The organism is Burkholderia sp. COPS (assembly GCF_019425585.1).
In the GTDB taxonomy this organism is placed as follows: Bacteria; Pseudomonadota; Gammaproteobacteria; order Burkholderiales; family Burkholderiaceae; genus Burkholderia; species Burkholderia cepacia.
Genome location: NZ_WIXR01000016.1, coordinates 170,889 through 188,183 on the forward strand (window position 1 = coordinate 170,889; position 17,295 = coordinate 188,183).

The window sequence follows — 17,295 nt, forward strand, 5'->3', positions numbered from 1 at the left end:
CGTTCAGGCCTTGCGCAGTTGCAGGTCGGTGGCCGGCGGGGCGACGGTTGCGCCGTCGCGCACCACGTGCGGCAGGATCAGCGACGAGCGTTCGATCGCCGCGCCGCCGATGCATTCGACGAGACGTTGCCATGCATGGCGACCGATGTCGCGGTTCGGCGTCGCGACGCTCGCGAGCGGCGGCGCGAGCAATTCGCCGATCGCGATGCCGTCGAAGCCGAGCACCGACAGGTCGTCCGGGATCGAGAAGCCCGCGCGGCGCAGGCCGCGCATCACGACCATCGCGAGCAGGTCGTTGCTGCAGAAGAGGGCGGTCGGGCGCGTCGCGTGTGCGGTGAGATGGGCGAGCACCGCATCGGGCAGCTCGGGCGCGTTGAAGTCGACTTCGACCGGAGGCAGCGTGGCAACGCCGCTTTCCTCGAGTGCCTGCGCATAACCGAGATGGCGCTGGCGTGCGCGATCCGACGCGGCGAGCGAGCCGGCCAGCATCAGCACGCGGCGGTGACCGCGCGCGGTCAGCAGGCGCACGCCGTCATACGCGGCGCTGCGGTTGTCGACCGACACCGACGGGCGGCGCTGCGTGTCGTTGTGCATCAGCACGTAGTGCGGGCCTTCGTGGTCGAGCATGTCGAGCAACGGGTGCGTGTCCGCGTCGGCGACGGTGAGGATCAGCCCTTCGACGCGCTGCTCGCGCAGCGTCTCGATCGCGTGACGCTCGCGCGCCGCATCGTATTCGGTCGTCATCAGGATCAGCTTGAAGCCGGCCGCGGTCGCGAGCTCGTCGATGCCTTGCAGGCAGTCGGCGAACACGGGGTTCGACAGCGTCGGCACGACGACGCCGACGAGCCGCGTGCGCTCGCCGCGCAGTTGCCGGCCGAGCGGGCTCGGGCGGAATTGCAGCGTGTCGATCGCGGTGCGGATGGTCTGCAGCGTGGCGGGGCTGACGGTATGCGGTGCGTTGATCGCGCGCGAGACGGTGGCGATCGAGAAGCCCGCGAGGGCAGCGACGTCCTTGATGGTCGAGGTCATGAAATAACGCGATGTAAACGTTTTCGGCCGGGAAATTATCGAAAACGTTTGTGACTTCGCGATGACGCGAGCGATGCCTGTTTCGCAAAAAGCGCGATACAAACATCTGACGGATGGGGCCGCCGGACGACGCGGATCCGATTGTATCGGGGATGTTGCGGCGCGGGAGAAAATCGTGGGCGGCGCTGTTCCGGCGTCGATTGCACAGGATGAATCCGTGCGGCGCCGGGAGATGTCGCCATGCGGCGGCGCAGAATAAGGGAACGCATGCGCAAGCAATGGTAGAATCGCGTCCGCCCTCTTGCCGGGGTGATGAAATTGGTAAACATAGCGGACTTAAAAGATTGAGTGCCCGGCCGGAAACGGTCGGTGCAGAACCCTTCAAATTCGGCGAAACCCCTGATGCGCGCATCGAGGCAACGCCGAGCCAAGCCTCGCGGCATCCGCGAGGAAGGTGTAGAGACTAGACGGGGGGCGCCTAAGGCGCACGGGCAGCAGGCACGCCCGCGCGCGACGGTGAAGGCATAGTCCAGCGCACGAACGGCATCGCGTCCGCGACGCCGGCTTTGAAAGAAGCAGTGTGACGAAAATCCGCCGCCTTAACTGGCTTGCCGGTTCGAGTCCGGTCCCCGGCACCACGATCGCTTTCAGCGCGATTCGATGACGGTAAGAAAGCCCGCGAGAAGCCATATGCTCGCGGGTTTTTTGTTTTTGGTGCGTCCGGACGCGCGTGAGCGCGGAACGTTGCCGCTGTCGCGCTGCCTTCGTCCGGTCGTTCGATCCGCGCGACGGCGCCTTGCGGTTCATCTGCGTCCACCGGCCCTTCGAAGCAGCGAACGCGACGCCATGTGATACTGGCCGCGCACGCCGTACCGAACGCCGTTACCGTCATCGGCCCGTGTGATTCGCCGATGGAATCCAACGCAGTTTGCATGCCGCAAGACCGCCCGTCATGACCGATTCGACCCACCACTATTACGAACCGTCGCAAGGCCACGGCCTTGCACATGATCCCTTGAACGCGATCGTGGGCCCGCGCCCGATCGGCTGGATCTCGTCGCGCGGCAGCGACGGTACGGTCAACCTCGCGCCCTACAGCTTCTTCAACGCATTCAACTACCATCCGCCGATCATCGGCTTTTCGAGCGTCGCCGCCAAGGACAGCCTGCGCAACGTGCAGGAGACCGGCGAGTTCGTGTGGAACCTCGCCACGCGCGAGCTTGCCGAGCGGATGAACCAGACGTGTGCCGCGGTGCCGTATGAGGTAGACGAGTTCGAACTTGGCGGCCTGACCGCCGTGCCGTCGCGCCTGGTCGACGTGCCGCGCGTGGCGGAAAGCGGCGTCAACTTCGAATGCAAGGTGACCGACGTGATTCGCCTGCGCGATCACCAGGGCGTGGAAACGCCGGCGTCGCTGGTACTCGGTGAAGTCGTCGCCGTTCATATCCGGCAGGATCTGCTGAAGGACGGCATCTTCGACACGTTCGGCGCCGGCATCATTCTGCGCGCGGGCGGCCCGTCGGCCTACGTGCACGTCAAGCCCGACAGCCGGTTCGACCTGTTTCGCCCCGACGCATGATCCGTCGCACGCCGCAACGATCGTCCAGGGCGCGCTGACGCGCCCGAACAGACGACAAAAGACCCCGCGGATATCCAGGATTCCGCGGGGTCTTTTGCTTCGTGTCGTCATGCAGCCCGGGTGCGCCGATCCGTCCGGCGTCGATGCCCCGGCACTGCGTACCGGGTACCGCACCGCCGCAAATGCGTCATGGGTTTACCCCGCCGGCAATGCAGATGGCCTGCCGACGCCTGTCATGGCAAATCTGCTCACCGCGATCGAGCGGCTTGGGCATCGACGTCCGTCGCCGCAGGGCATAAATTTTGAAGGTTGACGTGCTTATCCGCCCGTCAGCCCACGCGCAGGCCGGCAACCGGTCGCGCGTTCCCAAACAGCGTGAGACACAATCGAGCGTGGAGACGACACGATGAGCCTGTCAGAGCCATTGCGTCTGCATGTGCCGGAGCCCACCGGGCGCCCGGGCTGCAAGACGGATTTTTCCTACCTGCATCTATCGCCGGCCGGCGCAGTCCGCCGCCCGCCGATCGACGTAGCCGCGGCGGACACCGCCGATCTCGCCCGCAGCCTCGTGCGCGTGCTCGACGACAACGGCAAGGCCGTCGGCCCGTGGGCACCGGATCTCGACGATGCGCGGCTGATCGCCGGCCTGCGCGCGATGCTCAAGACCCGCATTTTCGACGCGCGCATGATGATCGCGCAGCGCCAGAAGAAGATCTCCTTCTACATGCTGAGCCTCGGCGAAGAGGCGATCGGCACCGCGCATGCGATGGCGCTGCGCGACGGCGACATGTGCTTCCCGACCTACCGCCAGCAGAGCATCCTGATTGCACGCGACGTGCCGCTCGAGCGCATGATCTGCCAGCTGATGTCGAACGAAGGCGACCCGCTCAAGGGCCGCCAGCTCCCCGTGATGTACTCGGATCGCGACGCGGGCTTCTTCTCGATTTCCGGCAACCTCGCGACGCAGTTCATCCAGGCGGTCGGCTGGGCGATGGCGTCGGCGATCAAGGGCGACACGAAGATCGCGTCCGCGTGGATCGGCGACGGCGCGACGGCCGAATCCGACTTCCACACCGCGCTCACGTTCGCGCACGTGTACCGCGCGCCGGTCGTGCTGAACGTCGTCAACAACCAGTGGGCGATCTCGACGTTCCAGGCGATCGCGGGCGGCGAGGGCACGACGTTCGCGGGGCGCGGCGTCGGCTGCGGGATCGCGTCGCTGCGCGTCGACGGCAACGACTTCCTCGCGATCTACGCGGCGTCGAGCTGGGCGGCCGAACGTGCGCGCCGCAACCTCGGCCCGACGCTGATCGAGTGGGTGACCTACCGTGCGGGCGCGCATTCGACGTCGGACGATCCGACCAAGTACCGGCCGAGCGACGACTGGTCCCATTTCCCGCTCGGCGACCCTGTCGAACGCTTCAAGCGTCACCTGATCGTCAAGGGCATCTGGTCGGACAGCGCACACGAAGCGTTGACGGCCGAGCTCGAGGCCGAGGTGATCGCCGCGCAGAAGGAAGCGGAAAAATTCGGCACGCTGGCCGACGACCGGATTCCGTCGCCGGCCTCGATGTTCGACGACGTCTACAAGGAGCTGCCCGCGCACCTGCGCCGTCAGCGCCAGGAACTGGGAGCATGATCATGGCGCAACACGAGACAGGCACGGCAACGCAGCCGATGACGATGATCCAGGCGCTGCGCTCGGCGATGGACGTGATGCTCGGGCGCGACAGCGACGTGGTCGTGTTCGGGCAGGACGTCGGTTATTTCGGCGGCGTGTTCCGCTGTACAGAAGGACTGCAGAACAAATACGGCAAGTCGCGCGTGTTCGATGCGCCGATCTCCGAAAGCGGGATCGTCGGCGCGGCGGTGGGGATGGGCGCATACGGGCTGCGCCCGGTGTGCGAGATCCAGTTCGCCGATTATTTCTACCCGGCATCCGACCAGATCGTGTCGGAAGGCGCGCGGCTGCGCTATCGCTCCGCCGGCCAGTTCACCGCACCGATGACGATCCGCATGCCCTGCGGCGGCGGCATCTACGGCGGCCAGACGCACAGCCAGAGCCCGGAGGCGATGTTCACGCAGGTGTGCGGGCTGCGCACGGTGATGCCGTCGAATCCGTACGACGCGAAAGGGCTGCTGATCGCGTCGATCGAGAACGACGATCCGGTGATCTTCCTCGAGCCGAAACGGCTGTACAACGGGCCGTTCGACGGCCATCACGACCGGCCCGTCACGTCGTGGCTCAAGCATCCGTCGAGCGCGGTGCCCGAGGGCTACTACACGGTGCCGCTCGATACGGCCGCCGTGGTGCGTCCCGGCAACGACGTGACGGTGCTGACCTACGGCACGACGGTGCACGTGTCGCTCGCCGCGGCCGAGGAGACGGGCATCGATGCGGAGGTGATCGACCTGCGCACGCTGTGGCCGCTCGACCTCGACACGGTCGTCGCGTCGGTGCGCAAGACCGGGCGCTGCGTCGTGGTGCACGAGGCGACGCGCACCTGCGGTTACGGGGCGGAACTGGTGTCGCTGGTCCAGGAACATTGCTTCTACCACCTCGAGGCGCCGGTCGAGCGCACGACGGGCTGGGACACGCCATACCCGCATGCGCAGGAGTGGGCGTACTTTCCGGGCCCGGCCCGGGTCGGTGAAGCGTTGCGACGCGTAATGGAGGCGTGAGATGGGGATTCATGTCATCAAGATGCCGGATATCGGCGAAGGGATTGCCGAGGTCGAACTGGTGGCCTGGCACGTGGAAGTCGGGCAGACGATCAAGGAAGACCAGCCGCTCGCCGATGTGATGACCGACAAGGCGGCGGTCGAGATTCCGTCGCCGGTGACGGGCAAGGTGATCGAACTCGGCGGCCGGATCGGCGAGATGATGGCGGTCGGCAGCGAGCTGATCCGCCTCGAGGTCGAAGGCGCCGGCAACCTGAAGGCCGGCGCACCGGTGCGGGAATCAAAGGTAGAAACCGCACCGGTCGCGGCCGCGCCGTCGACGGCGGTGGCCGACGCGCCGGCAGAGTCGCCCGCCAGGCCGGCGACGAAGCACGCGCCTGCGGAGCCGCGTCAAGCGAAGCACGCCGAACGCAAGGAACACGTGGAGCCGCCGCGCGCGGCACTCGCGCCGGGTGAACGGCCGCTCGCGTCGCCGGCCGTGCGCCAGCGCGCATGGGACATGGGCATCGAGCTGCGTTATGTGCGCGGCACGGGGGAAGCCGGCCGGATCCTGCACGCGGATCTCGATGCGTATGCGGGCAGCGGTGGCGGTGCGGCGCGCGGCGCACGCGGATCGCGGGCGCACGGCTACGACGAGCGCAACGACGAAACCGAGGTGCCGGTCATCGGCTTGCGGCGCGCGATCGCGCGCAAGATGCAGGAAGCGAAGCGCCGCATTCCGCACTTCAGCTACGTCGAGGAGATCGACGTCACCGAGCTCGAATCGTTGCGTACGGATCTGAACCGCCGCTACGGCGACACGCGCGGCAAGCTCACGCCGCTGCCGCTGCTGATCCGCGCGATGGTGATCGCGTTGCGCGACTTTCCGCAGATCAACGCGCGTTTCGACGACGAAGCGGGGGTCGTCACGCGCTACGGCGCGGTGCACATGGGCGTCGCGACGCAGACGGACAGCGGCCTCACGGTGCCGGTGCTGCGTCACGCGGAAGCGAAGGACGTGTGGTCGATTTCCGCCGAGATCGCGCGGCTCGCCGACGCGGTGCGCACGAACCGCGCGCACCGCGACGAACTGAGCGGCTCGACGATCACGATTTCGAGCCTCGGCGCGCTCGGCGGCATCGTGTCGACGCCGGTCATCAATCATCCCGAGGTCGGCATCGTCGGCGTGAACCGGATCGTCGAGCGGCCGATGTTCCGCGACGGCGCGGTCGTCGCTCGCAAGATGATGAACCTGTCGTCGTCGTTCGACCATCGTGTCGTCGACGGCGCGGACGCGGCCGAATTCATCCAGGCGGTGCGCGCGGTGCTCGAGCGCCCGGCACTGCTGTTCGTGGAGTGAGCGCAATGAAGAACGAACACACCACGCTACTGGTGATCGGCGGCGGCCCGGGCGGCTACGTCGCCGCGATTCGCGCCGGCCAGCTCGGCATTCCGACCGTGCTCGTCGAGCGCGACCGCCTCGGCGGCACGTGCCTGAACATTGGCTGCATCCCGTCGAAGGCGCTGATCCACGTGGCCGACGCATTCGAACAGGCGCGCGGCCACGCGGGCGAGGGCGCACTCGGGATTCGTGTGAGCAAGCCCGAGATCGACATCGCGAAAAGCGTCGCATGGAAGGACGGTATCGTCGACCGGTTGACGCGCGGTGTCGGCGCGCTGCTCAAGAAGAACGGCGTGCGCGTGTTGCACGGCGACGCACAGGTGGTCGACGGCAAGACCGTCGACGTCGTCGCCGGCGGCCACACGACGCGGATCAGCTGCGAGCACCTGCTGCTCGCGACCGGTTCCGAACCGGTCGCGCTGCCGTCGATGCCGTTTGGCGGGCATGTCGTGTCGTCCACCGAGGCGCTGTCGCCCACGACCTTGCCGAAGCGGCTGGTCGTGGTCGGGGCCGGATACATCGGGCTCGAACTCGGGATCGTCTATCGCAAGCTCGGCGTCGACGTGAGCGTCGTCGAAGCGGCGGAGCGCGTGTTGCCCGCGTACGATGCCGAACTCGCGCGGCCGGTTGCCGATTCGCTCGCGCGGCTCGGCGTGCGGCTGCTGCTCGGCCACAAGGTGCTCGGCCTCGCGGAGCAGGGCGCGGTGCGCGTCCAGGCGGCCGACGGCGCGGAGCAGACGCTGCCGGCCGATCGCGTGCTGGTTGCGGTCGGCCGCCGGCCGCGTGTCGACGGTTTCGGGCTCGAGTCGTTGCCGCTCGATCGCAACGGTCGCGCGCTGTGGATCGACGACGAATGCCGGACGTCGATGCGCAACGTCTGGGCGATCGGCGACGTCGCCGGCGAGCCGATGCTCGCGCATCGCGCGATGGCGCAGGGCGAGATGGTGGCCGAGCTGATCGCCGGTAAGCGCCGCAAGTTCATGCCCGCGTCGATCCCGGCCGTGTGCTTCACCGATCCGGAGATCGTCACGGCCGGCTGGTCGCCGGACGACGCACGGGCGGCCGGTGTCGATTGCGTGAGCGCGTCGTTCCCGTTCGCGGCGAACGGGCGCGCGATGACGCTGCAGGCGACCGACGGTTTCGTGCGCGTCGTCGCGCGGCGCGACAACCACCTGATCGTCGGCTGGCAAGCGGTCGGGCGCGGCGTGTCGGAGCTGGCCGCGGCGTTCTCGCAGTCGCTGGAAATGGGCGCGCGGCTGGAGGACATCGGCGGCACGATCCATGCGCATCCGACGCTGGGTGAAGCACTGCAGGAGGCCGCGCTGCGCGCGCTCGGGCATGCATTGCATGTCTGACGGGCGGGCGTGACAGGGAAGCACCGCCGGTGCGCGATGCGTGCACCGGCGGTGCTTCCCTCCGTTTTCGGGTGAATGGCCGATACCTCCATTCGGTTTCCGGAAGAAATGTCGCAAGGCCGGCATTCGGTGACCCCGCCTATTCATCCGGATCGCGTTGCCCGTGATCCGTTTCGATTCGACCGGCCGACCCGGTCCGCATCCTGAGTGCTCTCGGCGTCACGCCGAAGTGCCGCCTGATCGCGGTCGACAGGTAGCTCTGCGTGCCGAATCCGCAATCCAGCGCAATCGACAGGATGCTGTCCGTCGTGTGTTCGAGCAGCCAGCGTGCGCGTTCCAGCCGCCGCTCGATGACGTATTGCGCGGGCGTGCGGGAAAACTGCGTCCTGAACGCGTCAATGGTGGCGCGCTCGCTCATGCCGACCAGTCGGCAGAGATCGGCGGTGTCGATGCGGCTTTCCAGCGACGCGTCGATGAACCGGTTGATCGTCTGCGCGCACAGCGGCGCAGCCGCGGTGTCGGCCGTCAGCGGCTGATCGGCGGCATTCGGGTTGCGCCGATAGGTGGCGCCGGGCGGTTCGCCGAAGCGACGGTGGTACTCGCGCACGAAGCGCGCGGTGATCGCGAACCCGTACGCATGCAGCGTCGCATCGAAATCCGGCTTGTCGCCGCGCGCGAGTGCGCGGTTGACATGACGAAAGCGTGCTTCATTGCGCAGGTCGGCCGACGACTTGCCGGCGACGCGACGAATACCGTGCTCCAGGGCTTCGGTCGCGCATCCGAGGACGTGTGCGACTGCGCCGAGGGTTTTCCAGCGCAGCGGCGCCTCCTCGAGCATGCGGATGGCGACACGCGCCTGATGTTCGGGCGCGCAACGATCGCGGTCGAACAACGCACCGTGATTGTTCGCGTGACCGGTGACCATGAGCTTCAGCATGTGTTCGAGCAGCGCGTCGACGGCGGCGTCGGGGATCGGCGACATCCGGATCATCCGGCGCAGGCATCCGGCCGCCGCGTTCCATTGCGCGCGCAGCTCGGGCGCAGCCGGCGTCAGCGCGAACTCGACCGGGGCGAGCCCGGGCCGGCCGACCCATCGCGCGAGAAAGCCGTTGATCCGTTCCGCATCGATGATGACCGACAAATGGCCGAATCCGTCGGGCCCCGTCGTGCAGAGCGAGCGACCCGTCGATGAAACGGGCATCACGTCGCCCACCGCGCAGCCCGCATCCGCACCGTCGCTTTCGTATTGCGCGTGGCCGCGACGGCACGACAGGAACAGGTAGTTCGGACGCGCGTCGTTCGAGCGGAAGTGAAAGGGCATCAGGTAGTCGACGTCATAGATGCCGACGCCGTTCCATTCGTGTCCCGTCATGCTGACGTCCCGGCGAACCGCGTGCTGCGCCGTGAACTGATTGTCGGCGTAGATCGTGCCGATGAAATCGGACACTTCGTCGGGATCGTCGCTGTGAAAGCGATGCGTCCTGGGAAGCGGGTCGCTCATGCTGTTTTCCACTCCGAACGGATGCCGGCACGGCTCCATGCCGTTGGCTGCGTGACGTGCCGCATGCTTCTGCGGGGCACGCGCGCGCCCACTATTGCACCTTGCCGGCGCGCGATGCTTCAAGAATTGTCAAAACCGGTACCGGTCGCGACGCCGTCGCCTTGTCTGACGAAAGACCGATTGCGGCGGTCGCGACGCGGCATCGCTTTCGGTCGCGGGATTTTCAACTTTCCGGTGCGCATGGTTGAAAGAACCGGCGCCGGCTGAGCGCTACCATGGATGAACCGATTGTTAGTCAATCGTGGATAGTTCATCTCGGTGGCCCCCGTTCATTCGTACGATCGGCTCGACTACACTCGATCCATCTCAACACCTTCACATAGGAATCCGGAGTTTTCGAATGAACACCGCAACGATGGCAGACAAGGTCGTACTGATCACTGGCGTTTCGTCCGGTCTCGGCCGCGAACTGGCGCAACGCCTGCTCGCGGAAGGCGCGCGGGTCGCGGGCACCGTGCGCGGCGCCGAACAGGTCGCGGAATTCGAACGGCTCGCACCCGGGCGCGCGCTCGGCGTGCTGATGGACATCACGCAGCCCGACGCGGTGACGGCCGGCGTGCAACGCGTGCTCGAGCGGTTCGGCCGCATCGACGTGCTCGCCAACAATGCTGGCGTCGGCACGGTCGGGGCGGTCGAGGAAACGACCGAAGCCGACGCACGGCAGATATTCGACGTGAATTTCTTCGGCGGGTTGCGCGTGATTCACGCGGTCCTGCCGACGATGCGCCGCCAGCGCTCGGGCCACATCGTGCAGTTCTCGTCGATTGCAGGGTTCGCCGGCTATCCGGGGTTGGGCGTGTACGCGGCGGCCAAGGCCGCGACCGGCGTGCTTGGCGAGGCATTGGCCGGCGAACTCGCGCCGCTCGGCATTCATGTGACGGTGCTGACGATCGGCATTTTCGAAACGCAGTTCGCCGGACGGTCGCTGGCGTACTCGTCGAACCGGATCGACGACTATGCCGACACGCCGGCCGACCAGTTCCGCGGCTTTATCGGCCAGCTGCAGGGCAAGCAGCCCAACGTGCCGGAGAAGGGCGCGCAGGCGATCGTCGACATCCTCAAGGCCGCGAAGCCGCCGGTCCACTTCGCACTCGGCGCCGATGCGGTGGGCACGATGCTCGGCCGCGCCGAATCGATCGAGCGCGATATCCGGGCGTGGGAAACCATGTCGCGATCGACGCAGCGCGGCTGAGCAGGTACCCGGTTCATCCGGAACGAATCCGGATGAATGGTATCGGTGTACTAAGTATTAACGAATGCGTCATCGGGAATCGAACCCCGCCGCGATCGGGTATCGCGCGGGTGACGCATGCGCCCGGATGCGCCGGGCGCGGATCCATGGAGAAACGGACATGAGTACTCGAACAAGCGTGGCGATCGTGACCGGTGCGTCGCGCGGGATCGGCGCGGCGATTTCGCGGCGGCTGGTGGACGACGGGCTCGCCGTGGTCGTCAATTACGCGGGCAAGGCGGCCGAAGCCGAGGACCTGGCGCGCGATCTCGCGGATGCGGGGGGGCAGGCGATCGCGGTGCAGGCCGACGTCGGCGATCCCGCTGCCGTGGCGAGGCTGTTCGACGCGGCCGAAGCCGCGTTCGGCGGTGTCGACGTGCTGGTCAACAACGCCGGGATCATGAAACTGGCGCCACTGGCCGACAGCGACGACGCGCTGTTCGACACCCAAGTCGCCGTCAACCTGAAGGGGGCCTTCAATACGCTGCGTGAAGCCGCGCGCCGGCTGCGCAACGGCGGGCGCATCGTCAACCTGTCGAGCAGCGTGGTCGGGCTGAAACCCGAGACGTACGGCGTCTATACGGCCACCAAGGCGGCGGTCGAGGCGATGACGGGCATCCTGTCGAAAGAACTGCGCGGCCGATCGATCACCGTCAACGCGGTCGCGCCGGGGCCCACCGCGACTGACCTGTTCCTGAACGGCAAGTCGGCCGAGCTGATTGAGCGCATGTCGAAGATGAATCCGCTCGAGCGTCTCGGCACGCCGTCCGACATCGCGAATGCGATCTCCTTCCTCGTCGGGCCGGACGGCGGCTGGATCAACGGCCAGGTGCTGCGCAGCAACGGCGGCATGGTCTGACGCCGATCCGTGCGTGTCGATCGATTGCAGTCGTCATTCAAGGAGCATCACCATGAGCAAGACTATTCTCATCACCGGCGCGTCGAGCGGCTTCGGGCGCATGACCGCCGAGGCGCTGGCGGCGGCCGGCCACACCGTGTTCGCGTCGATGCGCGATACGGCCGGACGCAATGCGCCGGTCGTTGCGGAGATGGTCGCGCATTCGAAAGCGCAAGGCGTCGATCTGCGCACCGTCGAGATCGACGTGCAATCGCAGGATTCCGTCGATGCCGGCGTCGCCAGCGTCATTGCCGAGGCCGGCCGCATCGACGTGCTGATACACAACGCGGGGCACATGGTGTTCGGTCCCGCCGAAGCATTTACGCCGGAGCAATACGCGCACCTGTACGACGTGAACGTGCTGAGCACACAGCGCGTGAATCGTGCGGTGCTGCCGCACATGCGCAAGCGCGGGAACGGCCTGCTGCTGTGGGTATCCAGCAGCAGTTCCGCGGGCGGCACGCCGCCGTATCTGGCGCCGTATTTCGCGGCGAAGGCGGCGATGGATGCGATCGCGGTGCAATACGCGCGCGAGCTGTCGCGCTGGGGCATCGAGACTTCGATCGTCGTGCCGGGTGCATTCACGGGCGGCACCAACCATTTCGCGCATGCCGGTACGCCGGCCGATGAAACGCGTGCGGCCGAATACGACGCGGGACCGTATGCCGGGTTCGGAGACCAGGTGTTGAAGGCGTTCGCGGACATCGTGCCCGCCGACGCGGACGCCGGCGAAGTGGCCCGCGCGATCGTCGATATCGTGGGCATGCCGTTCGGCAAGCGGCCGTTCCGCGTCCATATCGATCCGACGCAGGACGGTGCGGCCGTCGGCTTCGCGGTGCTTGACCGCGTGCGGGCGGAGATGCTGCATCGCGTCGGCCTCTCGGACCTGCTGCGTCCGAAAGCGAACGCGTGACGCACCGGGCAACCGGCGCAGGCCGGCGCGCGGCAACCGATACGAATCGACACGACGCATGTGCATGCGCACATGGTCTGAATCAGGAAAACGAAATGGCAAACCATGACATCAAGGGTAAGACCGTATTGATCGCGGGCGGCGCGAAGAACCTGGGCGGGCTGATCGCGCGCGATCTGGCCGAGCACGGCGCGAAGGCCGTTGCGATTCACTACAACAGCGCGAGTTCGAAGGCGGACGCGGAGAAGGCGGTCGCTGCGATCGAGGCGGCCGGCGCGCAGGCCGTCGCATTCCAGGCGGACCTGACGCATGCAGCGGCCGTCGAGAAGCTGTTCGCCGATGCGGTTGCGGCGGTCGGTCGTCCCGACATCGCAATCAACACGGTCGGCAAGGTGCTGAAGAAGCCGTTCACCGACATCAGCGAAGCCGAGTACGACCAGATGAGCGCGGTGAACGCGAAGTCGGCGTTTTTCTTCCTGCGCGAGGCAGGCCGCCACGTGAACGACAACGGCAAGATCGTGTCGCTGGTGACGGCGCTGCTCGGTGCGTTCACGCCGTACTACGCGGCCTACGCGGGCACGAAGGCGCCGGTCGAGCACTACACGCGTGCGGCGGCGAAGGAGTTCGGCGAGCGCGGCATTTCGGTGACGGCGGTGGGGCCTGGCCCGATGGACACGCCGTTCTTCTATCCGGAGGAAGGGGCGGAGGCGGTGGCGTACCACAAGACGGCCGCCGCACTGTCGAAGTATTCGAAGACGGGGTTGACCGACATCGAGGACGTCGTGCCGTTCATCCGTCACCTGGTCAGCGACGGCTGGTGGATCACGGGCCAGACGATCCTGATCAACGGCGGCTATACGACCAAGTAACGCACGCGGGCCGCCGGTGCGTCGCCCGGCGTCTGCATTCGCATGCCGCGGGTCGGGCCCGGGCGACGCCGGCATGCCCTCATCGAGGAACGGCATCATGAAAATCGACACACTCCGCCATCCGGTTGTCCGGCGCGCGATCGACGCGCTCCAGCAAGGCGACGGCGCAGCATGGGCCGCGCTGTTCGCGCCCGATGCGACTCTTTACGACGACGGCCGCCCGCGCGACCTGCACGCGTTCAACCGCGATGCGATCGGGTCCGAGCGCTTCTCGACGATCGATCGTGTCGAGAACGACGGGCTCGATGTCTACGGCCAGTTCCATTCGGACCGCTGGGGCACGTTCCGCACGTACTTCAAGTTTCAGGTCGACGGCGACGGCCGGATTTCGCGGCTCGACATCGGGCAGGCCTGAACCGTTTGCATACCGCCCCGGGCCGTTCCGGCCGGCGGCCTTCCCAAGGAGATCGCGACCATGTCGAACCCTTATCAGTCCGTGCTCGACGCACAGCGCGCGCGTTTCGACTCGGATGTCACGAAAACACTGGCATGGCGCATCGCGCAGCTCGACCGGATGGAGCGCATGCTGCACGATCACCAGGATGCGCTGTGCGCCGCGCTGTACGAGGACTTCGGCAAGCCGCCGTTCGAGCAGCTGTTCGAGATTTCGGTGCCGACCGGCGTCATCCGGTATTACCGCGAACACCTGCACGAGCTGATGGCGCCGCAGAAAGTCGCGATTCCGTCCGCGCTGGAGGCAGCCGGCAACGCGGGCATGATCTACAAGGAGCCGTACGGCGTGACGCTTGTGATCGGCCCGTTCAATGCGCCGATCCTGTTGCTGCTGGACCCGGCGATCGCGGCATTGGCTGCCGGCAACACGGTGGTGCTGAAGCCGGCGAATACCACGCCTGCGACGGCCGCGCTGCTGAGCCGGCTCGTGCCGCAGTATTTCGCGCCGGAGGACGTCGCCGTCGTCACGGGCGGCCGCCAGGAAATCGGCGCGTTGCTGGAACTGCCGTTCGATTTCATCTTCTTCACCGGCAGTTCGGCGGTCGGCAAGGTCGTGATGCGTGCGGCTGCCGAGCACCTGACGCCGGTCCTGCTGGAACTCGGCGGGCAGAACCCGTGCATCGTCGACGAAACCGCGAATCTCGACATCGCGGCCGACCGGATCGCGTGGGGGCACAACGCGATCTCGGGGCAGTGGTGCATCGCGCCCGGCTACGTGTACGTGCATGAATCGGTGGCCGATGCGTTTCTCGCGAAGCTCAAGGCGTCGATCACGAAGATGTATGGCGACGATCCGCAACGCAGCCCCGATTTCGCGCGGATGATCAGCGAACACGATGCCGCGCGCGTCGCGTCGTACATCGTCGCCGACAAGGTCGTGCACGGCGGCCGCCACGACGTGGCGGCACGTTATGTCGAGCCGACCGTGCTGTATCCGTCGACGTGGGACGACCCGGCGATGAAGCAGGAGGTGTTCGGCCCGGTGCTGCCGGTGCTGCCGTACCGAGACCTGCGCGAGATCGTCGGCATCATGAAGCGCAAGCCGAAGCCGCTCGCGTGCTATGTGTTCAGCAAGCGGCAGGCGAACGTCGACCAGGTGCTCAATGGCCTGTCGTTCGGTGGCGGCTGCGTGAACCAGACCAACCTCCATTGCTGGATCGACAGTTTGCCGTTCGGCGGCGTCGGCAACAGCGGGATGGGGAAGTACTACGGCAAGGCCGGCTTCGATGCGCTGAGCAATACCAAGTCGATGCTGATCGGCAATCCCGATGCGGTGCTCGACGTGTTTCCACCTTACGCGGGCAAGGACATCGGCACGATGCTCGGCGTCTTCGCATAACGGGAGGGCACGATGCATACGCTCTGGACGATCGTGGCCGGCGTGCTGTTGCTGGCCGTGTTCCTGTTGTTCGGGCAGCTATGGGGCACGCACGCGGCATCGCTGGCGTTCGCCGCAAAAGCGTTCGTGCCGGTATGGCTCGGTTTATCGCTGTTCAATCTTTGGGTGGGCGTGCATCGGGCCGGATACGGCGTGAGCGAGGAGCTGCCGATCCTCGCGATCGTGTTCGGCGTGCCGGCCGTCGTTGCGCTTGCCGCCGCGCTGCTGTTCCAGCGCACCTGAATCGACGCGCGACGACGGACCATGCGCGCGCTTGCGTCCGTCGTTGCGGCACTGCTCCCGTCCACCCGCCGCTCGTCTCCTCCCATGAAGATCGACATGCCTCTGTTTGCCGCGCCGCTCGCGCAGGACGTCGTCACGTTCTGGATCGACGCGGGGCCCGCGCAATGGTTCGCGAAGCACGCCGATTTCGATCGCCGCTTTCGCGAGCGCTTCCTCGACACGCATCTGGCCGCGGCGAGACGCGAGTTCGACGACTGGCTGTCGACGCCCTACGGAACGCTCGCGCTGCTGTTGCTGACCGATCAGTTTCCGCGCAATGCGTTTCGCGGCACTGCGCACATGTATGCGACCGACGCACTCGCACGGCAGTTTGCAATGCATGCGTACGAACATGGCCAGATGTCGTGCGTCGAGCAGCCGCTGCGCCTGTTCTTCTGCCTGCCGTTCGCACATTCGGAAGACCCCGCGGACCAGCGGATCTCCATCGAACTGAACGGGAGGCTCGGCCAGCCGTGGCTGGCGCATGCGATGCGGCACAAGGACATCGTGATGCGCTTCGGCCGCTTTCCCCATCGCAACCCGCTGCTGGGCCGCGAGACGACGCGCGACGAGGCGCGTTTTCTCGCGGAAGGGGGATTCGCCGGATGAGCACGCCCGCGCTCGAGGCATGGCCGCCGCGGCGGCCATGCGCGCATCAGCGCAGGAACTCGATGCCGAACGTGCCGCCCGTATCGACGATATGCCCCGCATGCGGCGCCTCGAAGTGACCGGGCAGCAGCAATGCGCCGTGTTCGACGCAATGCGCGAGCAGTTCGAAGCGGCTTTTCGCGGCGAGCTGGCGGTCGTCGCAGACCTTGCTGCTCCATTGCCAGAACGGGATCTGGATTGGCGAGTGCAGCATGTCGCCGCTGAACACGCCGCGCGAGCCCTGGGACGTCAGTTCGATCCGCACGTGGCCCGGCGAGTGGCCCGGAGCGTGGCGGATCAGGAACGTGTCGTCGAGTTCGTAGGTGTCGTCGAACATCGTGGCCTGGCCGGCCTCGATGACGGGCAGCACGCTGTCGTTGTACATCGGCTTGAACCACGCCGGCCCTGCCGGGCCTTCGCCACGGATCGCGCGGACCAGGTGATCGTGCTCGACCTGCGAAATCACGTAGCGCGCGTTCGGAAACGTCGGTACCCAGACGCCGTTGACGAGTTGCGTGTTCCAGCCGACGTGATCGGCGTGGAGGTGGCTGCACATCACGTAGTCGATTTCCTCGGGTTGGATGCCGAGTGCGCGCATCCGGTCGAGATAGCGCGTCGACAAGCGGTGCATTTCCGGCAGGCCGGGCCGATCCTTGTGGTTGCCAATACAGCTGTCGATCAGCACCGTGTGCCGGCCGGTACGCACGATCCAGCTGTGCACGGGCATCGGGATGCGGCCGCTTTCCGGATCGTAGTGCGTCGGCGCGAGCCAGTGTTCGTGCTCGGCCACGCGCGCGCGGTCGAAATCCGGCAGCCAGCTCTGCGCGGTTTCGCCGAGCAGCATCGTGTCGTACAGCCGGATGATCTCGACGTTGCCGAGCGCGAGGGAGAAAGCATGCGGCTCGGCATTCGTGATGTGCGCATGACAATGCGCATGCCCGCAGGAATGGGTCATCGGTGTCTCCTGAATGGTTGG

Annotated in this window: 16 protein-coding genes; 13 read left to right on the forward strand and 3 right to left on the reverse strand. The window is 66.7% G+C overall.

Going from position 1 to position 17,295, the window contains the following annotated elements; all coding sequences use genetic code 11:
- Window positions 1-3: 3 nt before the first annotated feature.
- Window positions 4-1,029: a substrate-binding domain-containing protein gene (locus tag FOZ70_RS15770; protein WP_021159575.1), complete on the reverse strand. Its 1,026-nt coding sequence runs from the start codon at window positions 1,027-1,029 to the stop codon at window positions 4-6.
- Between the two features lie 952 nt (window positions 1,030-1,981).
- Here FOZ70_RS15770 and FOZ70_RS15775 point away from each other — a divergent pair.
- The 5 genes from FOZ70_RS15775 (at window position 1,982) to lpdA (ending at window position 8,026) form a co-directional block, all read left to right on the forward strand.
- Complete coding sequence (locus FOZ70_RS15775; protein WP_219706216.1) at window positions 1,982-2,608, forward strand: flavin reductase family protein; 627 nt, start codon at window positions 1,982-1,984, stop codon at window positions 2,606-2,608.
- Window positions 2,609-3,014: 406 nt separating this feature from the next.
- A complete protein-coding gene (locus FOZ70_RS15780; protein ID WP_042975095.1) occupies window positions 3,015-4,247 on the forward strand; it encodes a 3-methyl-2-oxobutanoate dehydrogenase (2-methylpropanoyl-transferring) subunit alpha in 1,233 nt (410 codons plus the stop codon).
- 2 nt (window positions 4,248-4,249) lie between these two features.
- The gene (locus FOZ70_RS15785) at window positions 4,250-5,290 is read left to right on the forward strand and encodes an alpha-ketoacid dehydrogenase subunit beta (protein ID WP_034195800.1); all 1,041 of its coding nucleotides are present in this window, start codon (window positions 4,250-4,252) and stop codon (window positions 5,288-5,290) included.
- A gap of 1 nt (window position 5,291) precedes the next feature.
- Entirely contained in the window at window positions 5,292-6,629 is a 1,338-nt protein-coding gene (locus FOZ70_RS15790; protein ID WP_219706217.1) for a dihydrolipoamide acetyltransferase family protein, read from the forward strand.
- A 5-nt stretch (window positions 6,630-6,634) separates the two neighbouring features.
- Window positions 6,635-8,026, forward strand: a complete 1,392-nt coding sequence (gene lpdA, locus FOZ70_RS15795) for a dihydrolipoyl dehydrogenase (RefSeq protein ID WP_059498027.1) — start codon at window positions 6,635-6,637, stop codon at window positions 8,024-8,026.
- Window positions 8,027-8,165: 139 nt separating this feature from the next.
- Here lpdA and FOZ70_RS15800 read toward each other — a convergent pair whose 3' ends face one another.
- Window positions 8,166-9,527 carry a helix-turn-helix domain-containing protein gene (locus tag FOZ70_RS15800; RefSeq protein WP_042975106.1) on the reverse strand — a complete coding sequence of 454 codons (1,362 nt, stop codon included), beginning with the start codon at window positions 9,525-9,527 and terminating at the stop codon, window positions 8,166-8,168.
- 400 nt (window positions 9,528-9,927) lie between these two features.
- On the opposite strand from FOZ70_RS15800, the gene FOZ70_RS15805 reads away from it, so the two are divergent.
- The 8 genes from FOZ70_RS15805 to FOZ70_RS15840 all read left to right on the forward strand — a co-directional run bounded on the left by FOZ70_RS15805 (window position 9,928) and on the right by FOZ70_RS15840 (window position 16,280).
- Window positions 9,928-10,779, forward strand: a complete 852-nt coding sequence (locus FOZ70_RS15805; RefSeq protein WP_225723163.1) for an oxidoreductase — start codon at window positions 9,928-9,930, stop codon at window positions 10,777-10,779.
- Window positions 10,780-10,939: 160 nt separating this feature from the next.
- Window positions 10,940-11,677: an SDR family oxidoreductase gene (locus tag FOZ70_RS15810; protein ID WP_104768405.1), complete on the forward strand. Its 738-nt coding sequence runs from the start codon at window positions 10,940-10,942 to the stop codon at window positions 11,675-11,677.
- A gap of 52 nt (window positions 11,678-11,729) precedes the next feature.
- Window positions 11,730-12,629: an SDR family oxidoreductase gene (locus tag FOZ70_RS15815; RefSeq protein WP_021159567.1), complete on the forward strand. Its 900-nt coding sequence runs from the start codon at window positions 11,730-11,732 to the stop codon at window positions 12,627-12,629.
- 95 nt (window positions 12,630-12,724) lie between these two features.
- On the forward strand, window positions 12,725-13,498 hold the full coding sequence (locus tag FOZ70_RS15820; RefSeq protein WP_104768407.1) for an SDR family oxidoreductase: 774 nt from the start codon (window positions 12,725-12,727) through the stop codon (window positions 13,496-13,498).
- A 97-nt stretch (window positions 13,499-13,595) separates the two neighbouring features.
- Window positions 13,596-13,913, forward strand: coding sequence for a nuclear transport factor 2 family protein (locus FOZ70_RS15825; protein WP_021159565.1), 318 nt, complete (start codon window positions 13,596-13,598; stop codon window positions 13,911-13,913).
- A gap of 60 nt (window positions 13,914-13,973) precedes the next feature.
- A complete protein-coding gene (locus tag FOZ70_RS15830) occupies window positions 13,974-15,350 on the forward strand; it encodes an aldehyde dehydrogenase family protein (RefSeq protein ID WP_021159564.1) in 1,377 nt (458 codons plus the stop codon).
- A gap of 12 nt (window positions 15,351-15,362) precedes the next feature.
- Window positions 15,363-15,632 carry a hypothetical protein gene (locus FOZ70_RS15835; RefSeq protein ID WP_021159563.1) on the forward strand — a complete coding sequence of 90 codons (270 nt, stop codon included), beginning with the start codon at window positions 15,363-15,365 and terminating at the stop codon, window positions 15,630-15,632.
- 84 nt (window positions 15,633-15,716) lie between these two features.
- A complete protein-coding gene (locus FOZ70_RS15840; protein ID WP_021159562.1) occupies window positions 15,717-16,280 on the forward strand; it encodes a DUF924 family protein in 564 nt (187 codons plus the stop codon).
- Window positions 16,281-16,326: 46 nt separating this feature from the next.
- Here FOZ70_RS15840 and FOZ70_RS15845 read toward each other — a convergent pair whose 3' ends face one another.
- Window positions 16,327-17,274 carry an MBL fold metallo-hydrolase gene (locus tag FOZ70_RS15845; protein WP_021159561.1) on the reverse strand — a complete coding sequence of 316 codons (948 nt, stop codon included), beginning with the start codon at window positions 17,272-17,274 and terminating at the stop codon, window positions 16,327-16,329.
- Between the last annotated feature and the right edge of the window lie 21 nt (window positions 17,275-17,295).

Excerpts from the sequence above, each read along its gene's own strand:
- FOZ70_RS15770 (WP_021159575.1), bottom strand. The coding sequence starts at position 1,029 with ATGACCTCGACCATCAAGGACGTCGCTGCCCTCGCGGGCTTCTCGATC.
- FOZ70_RS15775 (WP_219706216.1), top strand. The coding sequence starts at position 1,982 with ATGACCGATTCGACCCACCACTATTACGAACCGTCGCAAGGCCACGGC.
- FOZ70_RS15780 (WP_042975095.1), top strand. The coding sequence starts at position 3,015 with ATGAGCCTGTCAGAGCCATTGCGTCTGCATGTGCCGGAGCCCACCGGG.
- FOZ70_RS15785 (WP_034195800.1), top strand. The coding sequence starts at position 4,250 with ATGGCGCAACACGAGACAGGCACGGCAACGCAGCCGATGACGATGATC.
- FOZ70_RS15790 (WP_219706217.1), top strand. The coding sequence starts at position 5,292 with ATGGGGATTCATGTCATCAAGATGCCGGATATCGGCGAAGGGATTGCC.
- lpdA (WP_059498027.1), top strand. The coding sequence starts at position 6,635 with ATGAAGAACGAACACACCACGCTACTGGTGATCGGCGGCGGCCCGGGC.
- FOZ70_RS15800 (WP_042975106.1), bottom strand. The coding sequence starts at position 9,527 with ATGAGCGACCCGCTTCCCAGGACGCATCGCTTTCACAGCGACGATCCC.
- FOZ70_RS15805 (WP_225723163.1), top strand. The coding sequence starts at position 9,928 with ATGAACACCGCAACGATGGCAGACAAGGTCGTACTGATCACTGGCGTT.
- FOZ70_RS15810 (WP_104768405.1), top strand. The coding sequence starts at position 10,940 with ATGAGTACTCGAACAAGCGTGGCGATCGTGACCGGTGCGTCGCGCGGG.
- FOZ70_RS15815 (WP_021159567.1), top strand. The coding sequence starts at position 11,730 with ATGAGCAAGACTATTCTCATCACCGGCGCGTCGAGCGGCTTCGGGCGC.
- FOZ70_RS15820 (WP_104768407.1), top strand. The coding sequence starts at position 12,725 with ATGGCAAACCATGACATCAAGGGTAAGACCGTATTGATCGCGGGCGGC.
- FOZ70_RS15825 (WP_021159565.1), top strand. The coding sequence starts at position 13,596 with ATGAAAATCGACACACTCCGCCATCCGGTTGTCCGGCGCGCGATCGAC.
- FOZ70_RS15830 (WP_021159564.1), top strand. The coding sequence starts at position 13,974 with ATGTCGAACCCTTATCAGTCCGTGCTCGACGCACAGCGCGCGCGTTTC.
- FOZ70_RS15835 (WP_021159563.1), top strand. The coding sequence starts at position 15,363 with ATGCATACGCTCTGGACGATCGTGGCCGGCGTGCTGTTGCTGGCCGTG.
- FOZ70_RS15840 (WP_021159562.1), top strand. The coding sequence starts at position 15,717 with ATGAAGATCGACATGCCTCTGTTTGCCGCGCCGCTCGCGCAGGACGTC.
- FOZ70_RS15845 (WP_021159561.1), bottom strand. The coding sequence starts at position 17,274 with ATGACCCATTCCTGCGGGCATGCGCATTGTCATGCGCACATCACGAAT.